The sequence below is a fragment of the Hymenobacter sedentarius genome, assembly GCF_001507645.1.
Classification (GTDB): domain Bacteria; phylum Bacteroidota; class Bacteroidia; order Cytophagales; family Hymenobacteraceae; genus Hymenobacter; species Hymenobacter sedentarius.
The window spans coordinates 58,305-80,008 of sequence record NZ_CP013909.1 but is presented as its reverse complement, the minus strand read 5'-3'; the positions used below and the strand labels follow the sequence as shown (position 1 = coordinate 80,008).

General features: G+C 59.8%; 20 protein-coding genes and 1 tRNA gene. 8 read left to right on the top strand and 13 right to left on the bottom strand.

Annotation, left to right across the window (positions count from 1 at the left end):
• Positions 1-134: 134 nt before the first annotated feature.
• Positions 135-1,946, bottom strand: a complete 1,812-nt coding sequence (gene typA / locus AUC43_RS00340; protein ID WP_068188294.1) for a translational GTPase TypA — start codon at positions 1,944-1,946, stop codon at positions 135-137.
• A 238-nt stretch (positions 1,947-2,184) separates the two neighbouring features.
• Here typA and msrB point away from each other — a divergent pair, with 238 nt between their 5' ends.
• Positions 2,185-2,736, top strand: a complete 552-nt coding sequence (gene msrB, locus AUC43_RS00335; protein ID WP_082684813.1) for a peptide-methionine (R)-S-oxide reductase MsrB — start codon at positions 2,185-2,187, stop codon at positions 2,734-2,736.
• A gap of 445 nt (positions 2,737-3,181) precedes the next feature.
• Entirely contained in the window at positions 3,182-3,538 is a 357-nt protein-coding gene (locus AUC43_RS00330) for a hypothetical protein (RefSeq protein WP_068188291.1), read from the top strand.
• Between the two features lie 98 nt (positions 3,539-3,636).
• On the opposite strand, the gene AUC43_RS00325 is transcribed toward AUC43_RS00330, so the two are convergent.
• A complete protein-coding gene (locus AUC43_RS00325; protein WP_068188287.1) occupies positions 3,637-4,383 on the bottom strand; it encodes a hypothetical protein in 747 nt (248 codons plus the stop codon).
• A gap of 232 nt (positions 4,384-4,615) precedes the next feature.
• On the opposite strand from AUC43_RS00325, the gene metG reads away from it, so the two are divergent.
• Positions 4,616-6,658 carry a methionine--tRNA ligase gene (metG, locus tag AUC43_RS00320; protein WP_068188284.1) on the top strand — a complete coding sequence of 681 codons (2,043 nt, stop codon included), beginning with the start codon at positions 4,616-4,618 and terminating at the stop codon, positions 6,656-6,658.
• A 75-nt stretch (positions 6,659-6,733) separates the two neighbouring features.
• On the opposite strand, the gene pth is transcribed toward metG, so the two are convergent.
• The 5 genes from pth to AUC43_RS00295 all read right to left on the bottom strand — a co-directional run bounded on the left by pth (position 6,734) and on the right by AUC43_RS00295 (position 10,169).
• Positions 6,734-7,300, bottom strand: coding sequence for an aminoacyl-tRNA hydrolase (pth, locus tag AUC43_RS00315; RefSeq protein WP_068188279.1), 567 nt, complete (start codon positions 7,298-7,300; stop codon positions 6,734-6,736).
• Positions 7,301-7,434: 134 nt separating this feature from the next.
• Positions 7,435-8,007, bottom strand: a complete 573-nt coding sequence (locus tag AUC43_RS00310) for a 50S ribosomal protein L25/general stress protein Ctc (protein WP_068188275.1) — start codon at positions 8,005-8,007, stop codon at positions 7,435-7,437.
• A 124-nt stretch (positions 8,008-8,131) separates the two neighbouring features.
• On the bottom strand, positions 8,132-8,944 hold the full coding sequence (locus tag AUC43_RS00305) for a GNAT family N-acetyltransferase (protein WP_068188273.1): 813 nt from the start codon (positions 8,942-8,944) through the stop codon (positions 8,132-8,134).
• Positions 8,945-9,023: 79 nt separating this feature from the next.
• Positions 9,024-9,950 carry a ribose-phosphate pyrophosphokinase gene (locus tag AUC43_RS00300; protein WP_068188270.1) on the bottom strand — a complete coding sequence of 309 codons (927 nt, stop codon included), beginning with the start codon at positions 9,948-9,950 and terminating at the stop codon, positions 9,024-9,026.
• A 146-nt stretch (positions 9,951-10,096) separates the two neighbouring features.
• Positions 10,097-10,169: transfer RNA gene (locus tag AUC43_RS00295), tRNA-Gln, on the bottom strand.
• A 277-nt stretch (positions 10,170-10,446) separates the two neighbouring features.
• On the opposite strand from AUC43_RS00295, the gene atpD reads away from it, so the two are divergent.
• The 4 genes from atpD (at position 10,447) to AUC43_RS00275 (ending at position 14,789) form a co-directional block, all read left to right on the top strand.
• The gene (atpD, locus tag AUC43_RS00290) at positions 10,447-11,952 is read left to right on the top strand and encodes a F0F1 ATP synthase subunit beta (protein ID WP_068188267.1); all 1,506 of its coding nucleotides are present in this window, start codon (positions 10,447-10,449) and stop codon (positions 11,950-11,952) included.
• A gap of 124 nt (positions 11,953-12,076) precedes the next feature.
• A complete protein-coding gene (atpC, locus tag AUC43_RS00285; protein WP_068188265.1) occupies positions 12,077-12,322 on the top strand; it encodes an ATP synthase F1 subunit epsilon in 246 nt (81 codons plus the stop codon).
• A 69-nt stretch (positions 12,323-12,391) separates the two neighbouring features.
• Positions 12,392-13,513 carry a trans-sulfuration enzyme family protein gene (locus AUC43_RS00280; RefSeq protein ID WP_068188261.1) on the top strand — a complete coding sequence of 374 codons (1,122 nt, stop codon included), beginning with the start codon at positions 12,392-12,394 and terminating at the stop codon, positions 13,511-13,513.
• Between the two features lie 46 nt (positions 13,514-13,559).
• The gene (locus tag AUC43_RS00275) at positions 13,560-14,789 is read left to right on the top strand and encodes an MFS transporter (protein WP_199243486.1); all 1,230 of its coding nucleotides are present in this window, start codon (positions 13,560-13,562) and stop codon (positions 14,787-14,789) included.
• Here the strand turns inward: AUC43_RS00275 and AUC43_RS00270 are convergent.
• The 3 genes from AUC43_RS00270 to AUC43_RS00260 all read right to left on the bottom strand — a co-directional run bounded on the left by AUC43_RS00270 (position 14,786) and on the right by AUC43_RS00260 (position 17,352).
• Complete coding sequence (locus AUC43_RS00270) at positions 14,786-15,943, bottom strand: DegT/DnrJ/EryC1/StrS family aminotransferase (RefSeq protein ID WP_068188257.1); 1,158 nt, start codon at positions 15,941-15,943, stop codon at positions 14,786-14,788. The two genes, AUC43_RS00275 and AUC43_RS00270, sit on opposite strands and share 4 nt — an antisense overlap.
• A 63-nt stretch (positions 15,944-16,006) precedes the next feature.
• Positions 16,007-16,702: an acetyltransferase gene (locus tag AUC43_RS00265; protein WP_199243485.1), complete on the bottom strand. Its 696-nt coding sequence runs from the start codon at positions 16,700-16,702 to the stop codon at positions 16,007-16,009.
• An 8-nt stretch (positions 16,703-16,710) separates the two neighbouring features.
• A complete protein-coding gene (locus tag AUC43_RS00260; RefSeq protein ID WP_068197977.1) occupies positions 16,711-17,352 on the bottom strand; it encodes a sugar transferase in 642 nt (213 codons plus the stop codon).
• Positions 17,353-17,398: 46 nt separating this feature from the next.
• Here AUC43_RS00260 and ispE point away from each other — a divergent pair, with 46 nt between their 5' ends.
• The gene (gene ispE / locus AUC43_RS00255) at positions 17,399-18,223 is read left to right on the top strand and encodes a 4-(cytidine 5'-diphospho)-2-C-methyl-D-erythritol kinase (RefSeq protein WP_068188254.1); all 825 of its coding nucleotides are present in this window, start codon (positions 17,399-17,401) and stop codon (positions 18,221-18,223) included.
• Here the strand turns inward: ispE and AUC43_RS00250 are convergent.
• The 3 genes from AUC43_RS00250 to tgt form a co-directional block, all read right to left on the bottom strand.
• The gene (locus AUC43_RS00250) at positions 18,220-19,131 is read right to left on the bottom strand and encodes a DMT family transporter (RefSeq protein WP_335340906.1); all 912 of its coding nucleotides are present in this window, start codon (positions 19,129-19,131) and stop codon (positions 18,220-18,222) included. The two genes, ispE and AUC43_RS00250, sit on opposite strands and share 4 nt — an antisense overlap.
• 153 nt (positions 19,132-19,284) lie before the next feature.
• Positions 19,285-20,364: an LptF/LptG family permease gene (locus AUC43_RS00245; protein WP_068188253.1), complete on the bottom strand. Its 1,080-nt coding sequence runs from the start codon at positions 20,362-20,364 to the stop codon at positions 19,285-19,287.
• A gap of 99 nt (positions 20,365-20,463) precedes the next feature.
• On the bottom strand, positions 20,464-21,594 hold the full coding sequence (gene tgt, locus AUC43_RS00240) for a tRNA guanosine(34) transglycosylase Tgt (RefSeq protein WP_068188252.1): 1,131 nt from the start codon (positions 21,592-21,594) through the stop codon (positions 20,464-20,466).
• Positions 21,595-21,704 lie beyond the last annotated feature (110 nt).

Here is a 21,704-nt window from a genome sequence, read left to right as displayed (position 1 = left end):
GGAAATCAGATTGAGTAGGCTGAGAATAATCAGTAAAACTAACAATTAGCCAATATTCGTAATCGATTTATACTGAAAACGCCCAGCTTCGGAGTGCGGAGCTGGGCGTTTTCAATATAAATCGATTACAGAGCTTAGTCAGCCTGCTTGGCGTAGCGCAGACGCTCGTTTTCGTCGAGCAGAATCTTGCGCATCCGAATCGACTTTGGCGTTACTTCCAGGTACTCATCCTTCTGGATGTATTCCATGGCTTCTTCCAGCGAGAACTGACGCTTAGGAACAATCTTGGCGTTGTCATCGGTACCCGAGGCACGCATGTTCGTCAATTTCTTGCCTTTCTGGATGTTCACCGTCAAGTCATTGGGGCGGGTGTGCTCGCCGATAACCTGGCCGCCGTACACTTCCTCACCCGGGTCCACGAAGAACGAACCACGGTCCTGCAGCTTGTCGATGGTGTACGCGGTGCCGGCACCGGTTTCCAGCGAAATCAGCGAACCAGCGATACGGCCAGGGATGTGGCCCTTGTGCTCCTCATAATCCACAAAGCGGTGGTTCATGATGGCCTCACCGCCGGTGGCAGTCAGCACGTTGTTACGCAGGCCAATCAGGCCACGCGACGGGATGGTGAACTCCAGGTGCTGCAGGTCGCCCTTGGGCTCCATGATGGTCATTTCGCCTTTGCGCATGCTCACCAGCTCGATTACTTTACCGGCCGATTCCTCGGGCACGTCCACCACCAGCAATTCGATGGGCTCGGTGCGCTTGCCGTTCTCGTCCTCTTTGAACAGCACCTGGGGCTGGCCCACCTGCAGTTCGTAGCCTTCGCGACGCATGGTCTCGATGAGAACCGACAAGTGAAGAATGCCGCGGCCGAATACGAGGAAGGTGTCCTCTTTGTCGGTGGCTTCTACGCGCAGGGCGAGGTTCTTCTCCGTCTCCTTGAACAGACGGTCACGCAAGTGACGCGAGGTCACAAACTTGCCTTCTTTACCGAAGAACGGCGAGTTGTTGATGGTGAACAGCATGTTCATCGTCGGCTCGTCGATGCTGATGCGCTCCAATTGCTCGGGGTTGTCAGCGTCGGCCAGCGTGTCACCGATGTCGAAGCCTTCGATGCCCGACACGGCGCAGATTTCGCCGCTGCTTACTTCTGCCACTTTCACGCGGCCGAGGCCTTCAAATACGTGCAGCTCGCGGATTTTTACTTTTTTGATGCTGCCGTCGGCCTTCATCAGGCTCATGTTCGAGCCTTCTTTCAGCGTACCGCGGTGCACGCGGCCGATGGCGATACGACCCACGAACGACGAGTAGTCGAGCGAAGTAATCTGCATCTGGGGCGTGCCTTCCAAAGTCGGCGCGGGCGGAATCGACGAGATAACGGCGTCGAGCAACGGAATCAGGTTGTCGGTTTTAACTTTCCAGTCGGTGCTCATCCAGCCCTGCTTCGAGGACCCGTACAAGGTCACGAAATCGAGCTGGTCTTCCGAAGCGCCGAGGTTGAACATGAGGTCGAAAACCTGCTCGTGCACCTCGTCGGGACGGCAGTTTTCCTTGTCCACTTTGTTCACCACCACGATGGGTTTCAGGCCCAAGGCAATGGCTTTGCCGAGCACGAAACGGGTCTGCGGCATGGCGCCTTCGAAGGCATCCACGAGCAGCAGCACGCCATCGGCCAGCTTCAACACGCGCTCTACCTCGCCGCCGAAGTCGGCGTGACCAGGGGTGTCAATGATGTTGATTTTGGTGCCGTTGTAGCGTACCGATACGTTTTTGGAAACGATGGTGATGCCACGCTCGCGCTCCAGGGGGTTGTCGTCGAGAATCAGGTCGTCGAAGTGCTGGTGGGCGTCGAAAATCTTGGATGCGTGGATAATCTTATCCACCAGGGTGGTCTTGCCGTGGTCAACGTGAGCGATGATGGCAATGTTCCGAATATTGTTGGCCATATGGGTTGTTTTTGCGGGTGCAAAGGTACGGATAAAAAGGCGCAAAGCCTTGTGTCACTCTTATTAACAAACCGCGAACCAAGGCGAGTACCCGCACCGGCCGGCGCGCAGCCAAGCTTGTCGCCCTAAATCAATTAGCAGGGGCGTAAGGTTCCCGGCGGCTTTTCGTCTACCCCGCCGACCGAACCGTACCCCAGCGTCGTATGTTGGTCACCTGTCAATAATCTCACCCCCAACCATGCGTTTTTCCCTCTTGTTATTGTTTGTTTCGGCGCTCACCCTCAACACGGCTTGTTCGCAGAAGCGCGACGTGGCCGTCAATACCGCTCCTCCGGCGCGCACGATAGGCGGCAAAACTTACTTTCAGCCCAAGCCAGTTACCGGCAAGCCCGACGAGTTTCCGGTGCGGAAAACGGAGGCCGAATGGAAAAAAGTCCTCACGCCCGACCAGTACTTCATCCTGCGCGAAAAAGGCACCGAACGGCCCTTTACCGGCAAATACCACGACAACCACGAGGCCGGCAACTACTACTGCGCCGCCGACCACAACCTGTTGTTTACCTCTGATACCAAGTTTGAATCGGGCACCGGCTGGCCCAGTTTCTTCGCGCCAGCCACCGCCAACAGCGTAAAAGTGGCTTCCGACAATACCTTCGGCATGAGCCGCGATGAGATTGTGTGTGCCAAGTGCGGCGGCCACCTCGGCCACGTCTTCAACGACGGCCCCAAGCCCACCGGCCAGCGCTACTGCATGGACGGTAACGCCCTCGTGTTTGAGAAGAAAAAGTAGAGCCCTTGGTGTTATTCAAGCACAATTCACAAATGAAAGCCCCCTGGCAATCCAAGCCAGAGGGCTTTTCGCTTATAACTGCTGTTGTTTTAGCTGTTTTTAAGGCCAACGGAGTACTCGTTTACTTATTGAAGATAATTGCATTGCCTTGGGGATTTATGGCCATAGTTTCTGGCCCAATTGAATACCTGTGCAAGAAGTGGCTTTTACCCGTCGCCGCTTTCCCAACAACGACTTGCATTCCCGTCCCTAGGCTGTGGCGGATTTGCGGTGCTTCATGCAACACCACAGGGAAGTATGTGGCGCCGGTACTTTGCCCATTCGGCGGTTGCTAGCGACGGTAAAAGCTGGCTACAGCATTTGGCCTGGCACCGCCAACCCCGCCGCCCCAACCCGCGTTTGAAGCAGGCAGCCCACAGTGGGCTGATTTCTTAATCGTTTGGCAATGGTAAAGTTTTGCGTTTTCATAGGTCGCGCCTTTCTCGCCATCGGGGCGGTGCTGGTAGCGGCCTGCACGGCCACCGAGCAAAAAGGCGAAACCGCGGCGCCCTCGGCGGCTCCCACCGAAGTGCGCACCGACGCCGACCGCCGCGCGATTTATAACAACGGCGTAGGCACCAATTCTGCCGTGCCCGACGCCACCCCAAACCGCGTGCGCCTCGGCGAGCAAGCCGCCGACATCAACCGCCAGAAGCGCATCGAAAACGTCAATTCCAACGACCCCAACAACACGCCACCGGAAACGCGCATCAACCGCCTGCGCTACGACCCACCCGTCGACACCCTGCGTCGGAGGCCGTAATTCAGCTCCACTGATAGTTAAACAAAATTAAAAAGCCCGCTTCCAGATACTGGAGGCGGGCTTTTTTCAGGGTGGGAGCGTCTCGCCGCTGTAGGAGGCTATGCGCTTACTTCGCCGGTGCTGGGGCTGTCGGCGCTGTTCATTACGTCGTTAACTTCCGGGGCCTCGGCGGGTGCCGGGGCGGCTTGTACGCGCGGCTTGGGGCCCCGGCGGGCACCCGTGGCCGTTGAGCCGGGCTTGGGCCCACGCTTGGCGGGCGCGGCGGCACCCGCAGCGACGGGCTTGCGGCCGCGCGGGGCGCCAGTGGTAGCGGCGGCCGTGGTGCCGGGCTTGCGGCCTCGGGCTTTGGGCGCTTCGGCTTCCCCGGCTTCATCGGTTGCGCGGGTTTTGCGGGGCGTGCCGTCTTTGTTCAGGGTTTGGCCTTTTTTGCTGCTGCGCGTGGTGGTACCCGTTTCGCTACCGGTGCCGGCCGGGCCGGTTTCGGCGCTGCTGCCGCCCGATACCGAATCATAATGCCGCACGATGGTTTGCAGGGCTTGCTCAAACATGCGCTCCGTGTCGCCGTCGAGGCGGCGCGTGGCCTCCTTCACTACTTCCTTCAGCTTGGCCTTCGTTTCTTTGCGGATGCGAGTCACCACTTCGTTCATACGGTTGTTCAGCTCCTTTTGCAGTTGCTTGGCGGCCGTCTTGAGCGTCTTCTTTTGGCTGGCCTTGTTATCAGCGCGGTCTTCGTTGAGGACCGATGCTGCCCGGCCTGCTTTTTTGGCTGACTTGCGGGAGGCCTTTTCTTCCGGCGTGCGTTTCGCACGTTTTTCCGTCTGTTTCGGAGAAGCAGGTTTTTTCATTTGAAAGAATGGTTGATGGAGGTGGAAAAAGGAAGAGCAATACTGCCTTTTGCGCGGCGACATTAATTAGTCGCGCTCAAATATAAAATGAATTAAGTATCAAACGGTTCGCTTACTTTTTTTGTTGATTTAATTCTGTGTTTTTTCTGTCGTTCCTTTGCTCCACCCCGTAATATTCGCTGATTTTCATCCATAAAACCGAGCTTATTTACAGGTTTCCTTTTTGTTAAATATGTCGCATCTTCCTAAACGTTACACGGTTACTGCCGCCTTGCCCTATGCCAATGGCCCGGTGCATATTGGCCATTTAGCAGGGGTTTATTTACCCGCCGATATCTATGTTCGTTATCTGCGTTCGGCGGGGCGTGACGTGAAATTTATTTGCGGCTCGGATGAACACGGCGTTCCAATTACCATTCGCGCCCAAAAAGAGGGCGTTACGCCCCAGCAAGTGGTGGATAAATACCACGCATTAATTCGCGATTCATTTCGCGACTTTAATGTGTCGTTCGATGTGTATTCGCGCACGTCGTCGCCCACGCACGCCGAAGTTTCCAGCAGCTTTTTCACCAAGCTCAACACCGCTGGTCAATTTATTGAGCAAACCACGCAGCAGTATTTCGACGAGCAGGCCCAGCAATTTCTGGCCGACCGCTACATCGTGGGTACCTGCCCGAATTGTGGCAATGAGAATGCCTACGGCGACCAGTGCGAGCGCTGCGGCACCTCGCTCAGCCCAACGGAATTAATTAATCCGCGCAGCATGCTCAGCGGTGCGCAACCAATATTGCGCGATACCAAGCATTGGTTTTTGCCCCTCGACCAGTACGAGCCCTGGCTGCGCGAATGGATAATTGAAGGCCATAAAAACGACTGGAAAACCAACGTGTACGGCCAGTGCAAATCCTGGATTGACCAGGGCCTGCACCCACGCGCCGTCACGCGCGACCTAGATTGGGGTGTGCCCGTACCCCTGGCCGGTGCCGAAGGCAAAGTGCTGTATGTGTGGTTTGATGCGCCCATTGGCTACATCTCGGCCACCAAAGAAGCTTTTCCGGAGGAGTGGGAGTTGTACTGGAAAGATGCTGGCTCCAAACTGGTGCATTTTATTGGCAAAGACAACATTGTTTTTCACTGCATTATTTTCCCGGCGATGCTCAAGGCGCACGGCGAATTTATTCTGCCGGATAACGTGCCCGCCAATGAATTCCTGAATCTGGAAGGCGACAAAATCAGCACCTCGCGCAATTGGGCTGTTTGGCTGCACGAATACATGGCTGATTTCCCCGGCCAGGCCGATGTACTTCGTTACGTGCTGTGCGCCAACGCCCCCGAAACCAAGGACAACGACTTTACCTGGAAGGATTTTCAGGCCCGCAACAACAATGAGCTGGTTGCCACGCTGGGCAATTTTGTAAACCGCGCCGCCGTGCTCACGCACAAATTCTTTGAAGGCAAAGTGCCGGCCAAAAGCGAATTGCACGACCTCGACCGGGTTACGCTAGCTCAAGCCTCGGAATTCCCGGCGAAAATCGGCGAGCTAATTGAGAATTACCGCTTCCGCGATGCGCTGGCCGAAGTGCTGAACTTGGCGCGCCTGGGCAATAAATACCTGGCCGAAACGCAGCCCTGGCACCTGATTAAAACCGATGCGGCCCGCACCGGTACCGTGCTCCACGTGGCCCTGCAAATTGCAGCGGCGCTGGCTCCGGTAATGGAACCCTTCCTCCCCGAATCGGCCCAGAAACTGGCGACCATGCTCAACCTGGAGCTGGGAAATTGGGCCAGTGCGGGCCGCCCAAATGCGCTGGTGGCTGGCCACGAACTGCGCGAAGCCACGTTGCTCTTCGCCAAAATCGAAGATGCCACCGTTGAGGCGCAGGTGCAAAAACTGCTCGATACGAAAAAAGAAAATCAGCTCGCGAATACGCCCGTGACGCCCGCCAAAGCCGACGTGTCATTTGATGAATTCAGCCAGATGGATTTGCGGGTGGGCACCATTGTGGCCGCCGAAAAAGTAGCCAAAACCAAAAAGCTGCTAAAGCTCACCATTGACCTGGGCCTGGAGCAGCGCACTATCGTGAGCGGCATTGCCGAACATTTTATCCCGGAAGCGCTAATTGGCCAGCAGGTGCAGGTGCTGTTAAATCTGGCGCCGCGCGAAATCAAAGGCATCCAAAGCCAGGGCATGGTGCTGATGGCCGAAAACGCCGATGGCAGCCTGGCCTTGATGCAGCCCAGCACGCCCGTGCGCAATGGCAGCGGAGTAGTTTAAAAATTAATCGTTGTAATAAAAAAGCCCGGCTGCACAGTGCATCCGGGCTTTTTTATTACAACGATTAATTGCGACTTACTTCACATTTACCACGTTCATGGCCCGCTCCAGGCCCATGGCCCCGAAGGCTAAAACGGCATCGGCCGCTTTCTCAATGCGCGTCGGTAGCTCAATTAATTCGTCGGCCGAGAAAGGATTCAGTACGTAATCGACCTGGCGGCCTTTGGGAAAATTGGCATCTACGCCAAACCGCAGCCGGGCGTAAATATCGGTACCCAGCGTGGCCTGAATGTCTTTCAGCCCGTTATGGCCGCCCGCCGAGCCCTGGCCTTTCAGCCGCAACTTGCCGAATGGCAGCGCCAAATCATCGGTGACCACCACCATGTTTTCTACCGGGATTTTTAGCGTAGCCAGCCAGTGGGCCGCCGCTTTGCCGCTGAGGTTCATGTAGGTGGTGGGCTTCACCAGGGTGTAGGTGTGGCCTTTGTGCTTGAATTCGGTCACGAACGCATGGCGGCTGATTTCAAAGCGCGGCGCGTCGAACTTGGCCGCCAGATAATCGGCCACCATGAAGCCGATGTTGTGGCGCGTGTCGGCGTATTCAGGGCCAATGTTGCCCAGGCAAAGAACCAGAAACTTCATAAAATCAACAAGGAATTGCCGGCCGGGGCACGACGCATTTTGGGGTAACTAAAAAGCCGCCCCAAAATTGGAGCGGCTTTTTGTATTTGCTTGCCTATTCCTGAAAGTTAGAAATAAAGCGGCAGCAACTGGAATTACTTGCCAGCGGCCAGTTCGCCTTTCAGCGCACGTGGGATGGTGATGGTGGCGATGGGAGCCTCCGCGCTGGTCAGGATGGTGTAGCCCGTCGGCTGCACGGCACCTACCTTGATGGATTTGCCCAGCTCCATCGAGCTGATGTTCACTTCTACGTAGTCGGGGAGGTTGTCCATGGTGGCGCGCACGCGCACTTTGCGCAGCTTGCTCACCAGCTTGCCACCGGCGAGTACGCCCGGCGACACGCCTACGTATTTCACGGGGATGTCCATCTTCACCTCTTTGCCTTCTTCCAGCTCGAGGAAGTCAACATGGAGGAGCATTTCGTTCACGGGGTGAAACTGCGCGTCCTGCACAATGGCTTTGTACATGGTGCCTTCCACGTTCAGGTCCACAATGTGTGCCTCAGGCGTGTACAACAACTCGCGGAACAGGATAGCGGGCACTGAGAAGTGCACGGTGTCCTTGCCGCCATACAACACGCACGGTACTTGAGCGTCGAGGCGCAATGCCTTGGCGTCCGTTTTACCGAGATTCGCTCTTTTAAACCCTACAATCTCGAGGCTTTTCATAAAAACTTTGGTTAGGAATGATTTACCACCCCGGCAACCTTGCCGAAACGGGCCGCAAAGGTAGCCGCTATTTGTCAGAATACCAATGAATGCGGCCAGAAAGACCTTCGAGCCGCCTTCCGAATCACGCGGGTGGCAACTGCCATTTCAACCGCGTGTAGGCTACCTGGAAGCCCGCCCGCTCGGCATTACGCTGCGACTGGCTGCCGGGCTGCGCACACATCATGGCCAGCGTACAGCCTCGGTGCGCCGCCCAGTTCAAGCGGCTGGTAAGCAAGGCGCGTTGAGCACCTTGCCCACGAGCTTCGGACACCGTGCTGGCGCCGGCCAATAGCACCACATTTCCCTCAATAAACATGCTGCCGGCGGCAATGGCCTTCCCATCAGATTCTACTAAGAATGCATGCATGCCGCGGGCTTGCGCGATTATCGGCGCAAAGTCCAGCATAAAAGCGCCCAGCTCTTCCGACTCGGCACCCCAGCCGCGGGCTGAGGTTTGTGCCCACAGTAAGGCTTCTGCCGGCGTAATAGGGCGGGTGCGCAGTGCCGACGGGGCCAAGTCGTCCACGCTCGCTTCGATAGGCCGATACATGACGTTGGTAAACTCCAGTGGCTGATATCCGCGCTTCCCTAGTAGATGGAGCGTTTCCGGGGCCGCTAACGGGCTTACTTCGTGCAGAACCGGAGCCTTGCGTTCCCGAAAGTACCGTTCGAGCTGGGCGAAAATCTCCGCTGTGGGCACCTCAAACAAGCCCAATCCGAAGGTTTGCGTCAGGGGTGAGCCGGGGCCGTCGAAACAAGCGTACGTGCCCGCTATTATGGCATGTGCTGCGCCCACTTCCGTCGACAACCTTGCCCGGGATTCCACCATGGCCGCATTGCTGCGGGCTTCAGTCAGTTCCAATTGCTGCGAAAGGGCTAAATCTCCGAAAAGCATCGTGCAGTTTTGACTAAAACCAAATGAGAGGAAAGTGCCCGTTAGGCAAGTTCAACGGAAGCGTCCAGTTGAGGGCCGTTTACACAAACAGCGAGCTGATGCTCTCATGCGTCACCACGTTGCGGATGGCGGCGGCAAATAAATCAGCGAGCGAAATCACACGAATCTTGGGGTTCTCTTGGCGCAACGGAATCGTGTCCGACACAATTACTTCGGTCAGCGCCGACTCGCGGATGCGGTCGTGGGCCGGACCCGAGAGCAAGGGGTGGGTGATAACCGCGCGCACCGACAGGGCGCCGCGCTCCATGAGCAGGTCGGCGGCTTTGCAGATGGTGCCGGCCGTGTCCACGATGTCGTCCACCAGCACCACGTTCATGCCCGTCACGTCGCCAATCACCTGCATGGAGGCGATTTCATTGGCCCGCAGGCGCATTTTGTCGCAGACCACGATTTCGGCGCCGAACTTCTTGGCGAAGGCGCGGGTGCGCACCACGCCGCCCACGTCGGGCGAGGCAAAGATGAGGTTCTCAAGGTTCAGGGACTTGATGTAGGGCGCCGACACGGTGGCGCCGTCGAGGTGGTCGACGGGGATGTCGAAGAAGCCCTGAATCTGACCGGCGTGCAGGTCGCAGGTCATCAGGCGGCTGGTGCCCACGCTCTGAATGAAATCGGCCACCACCTTGGCGCCGATGCTTACGCGGGGCTTGTCTTTGCGGTCCTGGCGGGCGTAGCCGTAGTAGGGCATCACAATGTTGACGGAGTGGGCCGAGGCCCGCTTGGCGGCGTCCACCATCAGCATCAGCTCCATCAGGTTTTCGGCCGGCGGGTTGGTGCTCTGGATGAGGAACACCGCGCAGCCCCGCACGCTCTCGTTGAAGCTGGGGCCGAGTTCCATGTCGGCAAAGCGCTGGATGCTGAGGTCGCCGAGCTGGGTGCCATACGCTTCGGCAATGCGCTCTGCCAAGTCGTGTGAGGCATTTCCGGCAAAAATTTTGACCTGTTTCATAGGGGAAGGTGCTGAAATAATAAGTTGAAGCGCAGTAAGGCTCGGGCCAGCGAGGCGACGGGAGAGGCCGGGTGGAAAAAGCGAAAGGCGCTGACCACTCCGGAAGTTGGAGAAGCCAGCGCCTTTCGTTTACTCGAGCTTTGTCGTTGTCCGACCAGGGCTCGAACCTGGACTTTCTTGAATCAAAATCAAGCGTGTTGCCAGTTACACCATCGGACAATTTCCCAGTGGGCTACGTGCCGTTTGGGAGTGCAAATGTACTACCGGAAAAATTCGAGGCAAGTTTTTGTGGAAAAATTTTCTGAATAAAATTGAGCAGGAAGCCGGAGTAAAGCGCCTAAACACTCATTGCAGGCTGATTTACACGGAGTAAAGTGCCTTGAGAGGCCCAAAAGTGAGGAGGCGGGCCTTATACCGAAAGGGGTTGGAAAAGCCGTGCTTCTGCCGTAATTTTGCGGCCTGAAAACCGCATCATCTTCATTATAAATACATCGCAATGGCGAATACCGGCAAAATCACCCAGGTCATCGGCCCCGTAGTGGACGTGAGCTTCGCGGGTGAAAACACGAAGCTGCCCAACATCCTCGACGCGCTCGAAGTAACCAAAGACAACGGCCAAGTGGTGGTGCTGGAATGCCAGCAGCACTTGGGCGAGGACCGGGTTCGGACCATTGCCATGGACTCGACCGAGGGCCTGACCCGTGGCGCCGAAGTGCGCGACCTCGGCGCGCCGATGTCGATGCCCACCGGCGACGCCATCAAAGGCCGTCTGTTCAACGTTATCGGCCAAGCCATCGACGGCATTCCGCAGCCCAAGTCGGACGGCCCGCTGCCGATTCACCGCCTGGCGCCTCCCTTCGAGGACCTGGCTACCTCGTCGGAGATTCTCTACACGGGCATTAAAGTAATTGACCTGCTGGCTCCCTATGTGAAGGGCGGTAAGATTGGTTTGTTCGGTGGTGCTGGTGTGGGCAAGACCGTACTCATCATGGAGTTGGTAAACAACATCGCCAAGGCCTACGCCGGTCTGTCGGTGTTTGCCGGCGTAGGCGAGCGTACCCGCGAGGGCAACGACTTGCTGCGTGAATTCATTGAGTCGGACATCATCAAGTACGGCGATGCCTTCAAGCACTCGATGGAAGAAGGCGGCTGGGACTTGTCGAAAGTGGACGAGGCGGAACTGCTCAAGTCGCAGGCTACCCTCGTGTTCGGCCAGATGAACGAGCCCCCCGGAGCCCGTGCCCGCGTAGCCCTCTCGGGCCTCACGGTAGCCGAAAACTTCCGCGATGGCGACGGCACCGGTGCCGGCCGCGACATCCTGTTCTTCATCGACAACATCTTCCGCTTCACGCAGGCGGGTTCGGAAGTATCGGCTCTGTTGGGCCGGATGCCTTCGGCCGTAGGTTACCAGCCCACGCTGGCCACCGAAATGGGTGCCATGCAGGAGCGCATCACCTCGACCAAGCGCGGTTCCATCACCTCAGTACAGGCCGTGTATGTGCCTGCCGATGACTTGACTGACCCGGCTCCGTCGACGACGTTTGCTCACTTGGACGCCACCACGGTATTGAGCCGCAAAATCTCCGAGCTGGGCATCTACCCCGCCGTGGACCCGCTGGACTCGACTTCGCGCATCCTGTCGGCCGACGTAATCGGCAACGAGCACTACAACACCGCCCAGCGCGTGAAAGAGATTCTGCAGCGCTACAAAGAACTGCAGGACATCATCGCCATCCTGGGTATGGACGAACTCTCCGAGGAGGACAAGCAGGTGGTAAACCGCGCCCGTCGCGTGCAGCGCTTCCTGTCGCAGCCCTTCTTCGTGGCCCAGCAGTTCACCGGCCTGCAAGGCGTACTCGTTGACATCAAGGACACCATCCGCGGCTTCAACGAAATCATCGACGGCAAGCACGACCACCTCCCCGAGGCGGCCTTCAACCTGGTGGGTACCATCGAGGATGCCGTGGTGAAGGGCGATAAGCTGATTGCCGAAGCCAAGTAATTCCGTTTGTCATGCTGACGGAGGAAGCATCTTATCACGGTTGCTTTCTCCGTCAGAATTACAAACCCACGCGGCGCGAACGTGATAAGATGCTTCGCTCCGCTCAGCATGACAGAAAATTAAAATGCACTTAGAAATCATCACCCCCGACCGCAAGGTATTCGAAGGCGAAGTGACGTCGGCCCAGTTTCCGGGTGCCGATGGCTCGTTTGAAGTGCTGAACAACCACGCCCCGCTGATTGCCGCCCTGCGCGCCGGCGAGGTAACGCTGACCAGCGCGACCGGCCGCGAAGCCATTCGCATCGAAGGCGGCGTGGTGGAAGTGCTGCGCAACAATGTGATTGTGCTGGCTGAAGGCGCCATCGCTTAAGCCGGTTGTTAAAATGAATTGAGAAAAGCCTTTCCGTGACCGGGAAGGCTTTTCTGCTTTACTGCCTGTATGAACATCATCCCCAAAATCACCCCGATTTACCAAACTTCCGTCTTCAAGTTTGAGGACTTGGACGCCGTGCAGCAGTACTTCGACGAGCCGGGCAGCCGGTACCTGTACTCGCGCAATGGCAACCCCAACAGCGACGAGCTGGCCGATGCCGTGAACCGCTGGGAAGGCGGGGCCGGCGCCGTGGCCACCGGCTCGGGCATGGCCGCCATTTTTGCGGCGCTGATGACCTACTGCCAGGCCGGCGACCACGTGCTGTGCGCGGCCGATATCTACGGCGGCTCGGCGGCGCTGCTGAATCAGGAACTGGCGCGCCTGGGGGTGAGCGTGAGCTACGTGCCGTTTGAGGAACTGTACAACCTGCGGCCGTACGTGCAGGCCAGCACCAAGCTGCTGCTCTGCGAAACGATGAGCAACCCCCTGCTGCGCGTGGTAGACCTGCGGGCAATGGCCACCGAATGCCACCAGCACAACCTGAAGCTGGTGATAGACAATACTTTTGCCACGCCGGTGCTCACCAAGCCACTGGCGTACGGCGCCGATTTGGTGCTGCACAGCGTGACCAAGTACCTGGCCGGCCACTCCGACGTGACCGCCGGGGCCGTAGTAGCCCGCACCGCCGAAGATGCCGCCCGCCTGCGGCAGATAGGCACGGTGTTCGGCCTGACGCTTAGCCCCATGGAAAGCTGGTTGAGCGTGCGGGGCATGAAAACCATGCGCCTGCGGGTGGCTGCGCACAGCCACAACGCCCAGCAAGTAGCTGAGTTTCTCGAGGTGCACCCCACTGTGGAGGCCGTTTACTACCCCGGCTTGCTCACGCACCCGCAACACGTGCTGGCGGCCACGCAGGGCCACGGGCTGTTCAGCGGCATGCTGTCGTTTCGGTTGCCGGATGATGTGGCGGTGGTCAACCGCTTTATGCAGCGGTCCCAGCGGTTTCCGTTTGCGCCCTCGCTGGCGGGCGTCGACTCGTCGTGCTCGCACCCGCTCTATACCTCTCACCGCGCCCTCACCGAAGAGCAGCAGGCCGCGTTGGGCATCACCGTTGGGCTAATTCGCCTGAGCGTAGGCATTGAGCCGGTGGAAGAGCTACTGGCCGATTTGGCTCACGCCCTGGCCTAGCGTTGAGAGGTTGAGTTGCGGAAGCACCGTTTTTAATCTTGGCTGCGTGAACCGACCCGCCGTAGAGGTACTTAAAATGGGACGCTTTCGCTACCTGACCCGGGCCGTGTGGCTGCTTTCGCTGGTCAGCCTCTTCACTGATTTGGCCAGCGAAATGCTGTATCCGGTCATGCCGATGTACTTGCAGTCCATCGGCTTTTCCGTGTTTTTTATCGGGGTGCTGGAGGGCGTGGCTGAGGCGGTAGCGGGGCTGAGCAAGGGCTACTTTGGGCAGTGGTCGGACCGGTTGGGCCGGCGCGCGCCCTTTGTGCAGTTGGGCTACGGGCTGAGCGCGGTGTCGAAGCCACTGCTGGCGGTGCTGGCCACGCCGGCCTGGGTACTGCTGGCCCGCACCATCGACCGGCTGGGCAAAGGGCTGCGCACGGGGGCCCGGGATGCGCTGCTGTCGGACGAAACCACGCCCGCTGACCGGGGCAAAGTATTCGGGTTTCACCGTTCCATGGACACACTGGGCGCGGTGCTGGGGCCACTGGCGGCGCTCTTGTGGCTGAGCGCACATCCGGGGAAGTTCCGGCCGTTGTTTCTGTGGGCTTTCCTGCCCGGGGTGGTGGCGGTGCTCATCACGTTTGCCCTGCATGAGCGGGGTGCCGTGCCATCGGGCCGGCCCGTGGTGCCGTTCTGGGCGTCTTTCCGCTACTGGCGGCAGGCTTCCGGCTCCTACCGCCGGGTGGTGGGCGGGCTGCTGGTGTTTGCCCTGGTCAACAGCTCCGACGCGTTTTTGCTGCTGCTGGCCCGGCAGCGGGGCCTACCCGCAACGCAGGTTATAGGCCTTTATATTCTCTACAACGTGACCTATGTGGCCAGCGCCTGGCCCCTGGGCCACTTGGCCGACCTCCTCGGCTCGCGCCGCCTGATGGTAGCGGGCTTGGTGATGTTTGCCGCCGTCTACGGCGGCGTGGCCTTCGCGCACGAGCGGTGGGAATTTGCCGCCCTGTTTATGCTCTACGGGGTGTACGCCGCCGCTACCGAGGGCGTGGGCAAGGCCTGGGTGAGCACGCTGTGCGCGAAAACCGATACGGGCGCGGCGTTGGGCACGTACGCGGGCCTGAGCAGCTTGGCTGCGCTGGGGGCCAGCACCGGGGCTGGCCTGCTGTGGCAATGGTACGGCCCGCTGGCTACGTTTGGGCTGGCGGCTGCGGTCACGTTGGGCGTGGCCGCGTACCTGGCAGGGGTGCGGGTCGTAAGGCTACCCGAACAGCAGTTGTTTTCCGCTTAGCTCACGGGTACGGGCAGGCCTTCGGCTACGGCCTCGGCTACCCGGCGCAGGTCGGCTTCCGTCATGGCGGTGCCGCTGGGCAAGCACAGGCCGCGGTCAAATAAGTTGGCGCAAACGGAGCCGCCGTACATAGGCGCGCCCACAAACAGGGGCTGCAGGTGCAGCGGCTTCCAGAGCGGGCGGCTTTCCACGTTGTGGGTTTCGAGCTGCAGCCGCACGGTTTCCGGGGTGGCGGTGGTCTCGGTGGGGTCGAGCAGCACCGTGGTGAGCCAGCGGTTGGAGCGGCTGCCGGCGGGCTCGGTGGCCGGGGCCACGCCGAGGCCGGGCAGGCAGGCGAGGTGTTCCTTATACCACGCAAAAATTTCGCGGCGCCGCTTCACCCGCTCGCATAGCAGCTCCATCTGCCCGCGGCCAATGCCGGCCAGGATGTTGCTCAGGCGGTAGTTGTAGCCCACTTCCGAGTGTTGGTAGTGGGGCGCGTCGTCCTTGGCCTGAGTAGCCAGGAACCGGGCTTTCTGGGCCAGGGCCGCGTCGTTGGTCACCAGCGCGCCGCCGCCGCTGGTGGTCAGAATCTTGTTGCCGTTGAAGGAAAACACGCCAACCGTGCCGAAGCTACCCAGCGGCTTATTGTTGAAACACGAGCCCAGCGCTTCGGCTGCGTCTTCGAGGATGGGCAGCTCGTACTCGGCCGCGATGGCCAGTATCTCGGTGAGCCGGGCCGGCATGCCGTAAAGGTGCACCAGCAGCAGGGCCTTGGGCTTTTTGCCCCGGGCAATGCGGTCGGTAATGGCTTCGCGCAGGCGGTCGGGGCACAGGTTCCAGGTGTCAGCTTCGCTGTCTACAAAAACTGGCGTTGCGCCCACGTACAGAATGGGGTTGGCCGTAGCCACGAAGGTAAAGGAGGGGCAGAGCACCTCGTCGCCGGGGCCCACTCCGAGTAGAATCAGCCCCAGGTGAATGGCGGCCGTGCCCGACGACAGCGCCACGCAATGCGCCACGCCAGTAGCCTGGCAAATGTCGGCCTCGAAGCCGGTCAGATTGGGCCCCGCCGGCGCCACCCAGTTGTCCTCGATGGCTTTGTGCACGTAGTTTATTTCGTGCCGGCCCAGGTGCGGAGGGGATAGAAAAAGGCGGTCGTGGTCTTGGCTACGCATACGGTTTTGCTTATTTAGGAATTAACAATGAAGAAAATGGAATTATCGGATTTGACCAATGCTTCAGTCTTCATTCTTCATTTTTAATTCCCGGGCGGGGACGCCCACCGCAGTCACGTTGGCCGGTAAATCGCGCACGGCCACCGCCCCAGCCCCGATGATGGTGTTGTCGCCAATGCGCACGCCCTGGATAACGGTGGCGTTGGTGCCGAGGTAGGTGCCAGCGCCCAGTTGGGCGGCGCCGCTCACGTTAGCGTGGGGCATCAGCGAGCAAAAATCGCCGAGCACGGCGTCGTGCCCCACGGTGCAGCCCAGGTTGAGCAGCACAAAGCGGCCCAGCTCAATATCGCAGGTCAGCAGGCAGCCTTGCTGCACGATGCAGCCCTCGCCCAGCGAAACACGCTGGTGCGGGGCCAGCATCACCTGCGGGTGCACCAGCACCGGAAACGATAGCCGCGCCGAGGTTAGCCGGGCCACCACGGCGGCCCGCCCGGCCGAGCTGCCCACGGCCACGGCCACGGCCAGCGGCACTGCGGTGGCGTTGAGGTCGGCGCTGGTGCCCAGGTAGGGGAGGCCGGCCACGGTGGGCGTGGCGGGGGCCAAGTCGTCGTAGAAGCCGCGCACGTCCCAGCGGGGGTGGCTCAAGTTGAGCTGCTGCAGCAGCAGCAGCACCTCCCGCCCCAGGCCCCCCGCGCCAAAAATGACGATAGGCGCGCCGGCTTCCATTTCTTCATATTCCGAGAAAAACAACTTGGTCATACAGCAATCTACGGGGAAACGGAGGGAGGGGGGCTGCCCTGGAAGGCCACGGTGGTGGCGTGCCCGGGCGTGGCCACGCCGCTGCCGCGCAGCACCCGCCCGGCGGTGCGCCACAAGATGTTCATATCCAGACGCCACGATATATTATCCACGTACCATACGTCGAGGGCGAATTTTTCTTCCCACGAAATGGCGTTGCGGCCGTTTACCTGCGCCCAGCCCGTGAGGCCGGGGCGCACCTCGTGGCGGCGGGCCTGGGTGGGGGAGTACAGGAGCAGGTACTCGGGCAGCAGCGGGCGCGGGCCCACCAGGCTCAGGTCGCCGCGCAGGATGTTCCAGAGCTGGGGCAGCTCATCGAGCGACGTGGCGCGCAGCCAGCGGCCTAGGGCGGGCAGGCGCGCGGCATCGGGCAGGAGGTGGCCGGCCGGGTCGCGCGCGTCCGTCATGGTTTGAATTTTATAAAGCACGAAGGAGCGCCCGTGCCAGCCCGGCCGCACCTGCCGAAACAGCACCCGGCCCCGGTTTTGGGCTGCGGCCAGCCCGGCGGCGCCAGCTAGTAGCGGCAGGGCCAGCACCAGCAGCGGCAGGGCAATGGCCACGTCAAGCAGGCGCTTGCCGTGGCGGACGTAAAAAGAAGCGGGAGCGGGCACGGCGCAAAAGTAACTTTGCCCGGCAGGCTTTGGCTTGCTTCCGTTCATGCTCGTTTTCCCCAACGCCAAACTCAACCTCGGCCTCTACGTGACCGAGCGCCGCCCCGACGGCTTCCACAACCTGGAAACGGTGTTTGTGCCGCTGCCCTGGACCGATGCGCTGGAGCTGTTGCCGGCCGAAGCGGGCCATGCCACCAGCATCACGCTCACCGGCCGCCCCATCCCCGGCAGCCCCGCCACCAACCTCTGCGTGCGGGCCTACGAGCTGCTGCAAGCCGATTTTCCGCAGCTGCCGACGGTCCAGATGTACCTGCACAAAATCGTGCCCATCGGGGCGGGCCTGGGCGGCGGCTCGGCCGATGCCGCCTTTGCCCTGAAGGCCGCCAATGACTTGTTTGGCCTGGAGCTCACGGTGGAAATGCTGGAAAGCTACGCCCGGCGGCTGGGCGCCGACTGCGCCTTCTTCATCCGCAATAAGCCGGTGCTGGCTGTGGAAAGGGGCGATGTTTTTGAGGAAATTGAGCTGAACCTGTTGGGCACCGGGTGCGTGGTGGTTTACCCCAATCTGCACATCGGCACGCCCGAGGCATTTGCCGGCATTGTGCCGCAGCGGCCCGCGCACCACCTGCGCGAGGCCGTGGCCCAGCCCCTGGAAACCTGGCGAGCCACGGTGAGCAATGACTTTGAAGCGTCGCTGGCACCCGCCCACCCGGTGCTGGCCGACATCAAGCAGCAGCTGTATGGGGCGGGCGCGGCTTACGCCAGCTTATCCGGTTCGGGCTCTGCCTTGTACGGTCTGTGGCCGGCTGCGGCAGCCGTTCCGGCCCTGCAGTGGCCCCCCGACTACACCGTGTGGCAAGGCGTGCTTTAAACCGTGATGGGCGGCGTGGGCTCGGGCTGCTTGTCCTTCATCAGGCGGGCCACCAGCGGGTGAATGAGCACGCTGAACACGATAAGCAGCGTACCCAGGTAGAAGCCCGTGGCCATGCGCTCTTTGCTGCCAAAGACCAGCACGGCCAGCCCAATGCCGTACACCGGCTCCAGGTTGATGGTCAGGTTGACGGCAAAGGGCGAGAGGCGCTTCATCAGCTCAACCGAGGTAGAAAACGCGTAGACGGTGCACACGCCGGCCAGCAGGCCCAGCCAGAGCCAGTCGTAGCCGTGCCAGGCCAGCTGCAGCCCCTGGCCCTGGGTGAAGTAATGGCTGTACACCGGGAAGAACAGCGCGATGCTCAGGCAGGCACCCAGCATCTCATAAAACGTGAGCCGCAAGGGCGGGTGCGACTTAATCAGCTTGGCATTCAGGACGCTAAACAGCGCCGAGAGCCCCGCCGACAGCACCGCCACGCCCAGGCCCAGGAGCTGGTCCAGCTCGGCCTGGCTCACTAGGTAGAGGCCCACCATCGTAATCAGGCCCAGCCCAACTTCGTAGCCGCGCACGCGCCGCCACAGCAGCAGTGGCTCGAGCAATGACGTCCACAGCGCCAGCGTGGCCAGGCCCGCCAGACACACGCTCACCGACGAAAGCCGGGCCGCCAGAAAGAACGTAATCCAATGCGCGGCCACCAGGGTGCCCACGCTCATCAGCCGCACCGCCTGACCCGCCGGAATGCGCCACACGGCCCGCCGCGCCACCAGCAGCACCGCCAGGCCCGTGGAGGCCAGCAGCGTGCGCCAGAAAACCAGCTCCACCGGCGGCACCGTCAGCAGCTTGCCCAGTACGGCCGTGAAGCCCCACAGGAGCACAATGAAATGAAGCTTGAGGTAGTCGCGCAGCAAGGGGATGGGAAACAGAAAGGTTAAAGGAACGTCATGCTGAGCGCAGTCGAAGCATCTCTACCGCGAGAGTAAACCTATCAAAAGGGTTTAGTTGCGCGGTAGAGATGCTTCGACTGCGCTCAGCATGACGGATGTGTGGCGTGGTATACTCCACTACTTCGGCACGAAGCGGTACAGCGCCAGCCCAATTACACTGAACACCATGCTGGGTATCCATGCCGCTATCAGCGGCGCGAGGCTGCCCACCTGCGCCAGGTTGCGGCTCAGCATCACAAAAATGATGAATACGAAGGCCAGCACAAAGCCCAGCGCAATTTGCCCGCCCACGCCGGCCCGCGATTTTCGAGCGCTGAGAATGACGCCAATCAGCGTGAGAATCACAATGGCAAACGGGTAGGAGTACCGCTCGTATTTCTCGCTCAAGTACAGCTGGGTGTCGTCGGCCCCGCGCTCAATCTTGGTTTTGATATAGGCGTTCAGCTCGGGCAGGGTAAGGGTTTCGGCCAGGCGGTACGTGCTGGCAAAATCCTTGGGGTACAAGTTCAGGGTGGTGTCGCGGGCTGCTACGGTTTCGAGCTTTTCATCCTGCGCGCCGTGGAACGTGCGCACCAGCTGCGGCGATAAATGCCACATGTGCTTGGTCGAGTCCCAGTTGATAGCATCAGCCGTGAGCCGGCGGCGCAGCAGGGTACCGTCCACGGTTTCGAGCGCAAAATGGAAGCCGATGTTGCTGGTGTTGTCGTAGCTCTCCATGTACACGTAGCTGCGCGGCCCAATTTTGATGTGCACGTTGCGCCCCTGAAATCGGTAAGGCAGCTTGATGTACGCCCGCTCAAACGCCACCCGCGATTTATTGCCAAGCGGCAGCACCCACCCAATCAGCCCAAATATCAGCAGCCCCACCACCGCGCCGCCCATGGCATAGGGCAGCATCAGCCGCTTAAAGCTCACGCCGCTGGCCAGAATGGCGACAATCTCGGTGCGTGCCGCCAGCTGCGCCGTCACAAAAACGACGGCAATAAATATGGTAATCGGCGAAAGCAGATTGGCGAAATAGGGAAACAGAAAAATATAATAGCCGAAAATAATTTTCGACATCGACAAATTGTGCTGAATAAAATCGTCGTTTTTTTCGGTGAAATCAATCACGCAAATCACCGACACGAGAATTACCACCGAGAAGAAAAACGCGGCTAGAAATTTCTTAATTATGTATTTGTCGAGGATATTCACCTTAAAATAATTATGAGTTTTGAATTATGAGTTAGGAATTGAGCGGTGGTCTTGTTTGGTCGAATACAACTCTGAATTCATAACTCATAATTGGACTGGCTACAGCCTTGTCATCACCTGCTTCACCATCCGCTCTTTCCAGGGGGCAAACGTGCCGGCCACGATTTGCTTGCGCGCTTCTTTCACCAGCCATAGGTAAAAGGTGAGGTTGTGGGCCGAAGCAATTTGCGGGCCCAGCATTTCCTGGCACTGAAACAAATGGCGCACGTAGGCTCGGGTATAGAACGTGCTGGCGGGCCCGCCTAGTTCGGCGTCGATGGGCGTAAAATCGTTGGCCCACTTCTTATTCGTCACGTTCATGATGCCCTGCGTGGTGAAGAGCATGCCGTTGCGGGCGTTGCGGGTCGGCATCACGCAGTCGAACATGTCCACGCCCAATGCGATGTTTTCCAAGATGTTGGCCGGGGTGCCCACGCCCATCAGGTAGCGCGGCTTGTCCTTGGGCAGGATGTCGCACACCAGCTCGGTCATTTCGTACATCAGCTCGGCGGGCTCCCCCACGCTCAGCCCGCCGATGGCGTTGCCCTCGCGGCCCTGGGCCGCAATAAACTCGGCCGACTTGATGCGTAAGTCCTTGAACGTGCTGCCTTGCACAATCGGGAAAAGCGCCTGTTGGTAGCCGTAGAGGCCTTCGGTGCTGTCGAAGCGCTGAATGCAGCGCTGCAGCCAGCGGTGCGTCATGTCGAGCGAGCGGGCGGCGTAGTCGTACTCGCAGGGCCAGGGCGTGCACTCGTCGAAGGCCATGATGATGTCGGCCCCGATGACGCGCTGAATGTCCATGACGCCCTCGGGCGAAAACAAATGCTGGCTGCCGTCGATGTGCGAGCGAAACTTCACGCCCTCTTCCTTGATTTTGCGGGTGTTGCTGAGCGAATACACCTGGTACCCGCCGCTGTCGGTGAGAATGGGGCGGTCCCAGCCGTTGAACTGGTGCAGGCCGCCGGCCGCCCGCAGCACGTCGAGGCCCGGCCGCAGGTAAAGGTGGTAGGTGTTGCCGAGAATAATCTGGGCTTGGATGTCCTCTTTCAGGGTTTGTTGCGATACCGCTTTCACGGTGCCGGCCGTGCCCACGGGCATGAAAATGGGCGTTTCGATGGCCCCGTGGGCCGTTTCTAGGCAGCCGGCGCGGGCTTTGGTGGCGGGGTCTTGGGCGAGAAGGTCAAAAGTCATAAGCAGAAGCAAAGGTAGCCCACCCGCCCGGCGTCCCGTACTTTTGCCGGCCCCTTTACGCTGCCCCGCCTTTGCACCTAACTGTACCCAACTCCCCCTTTTTCTGGCTT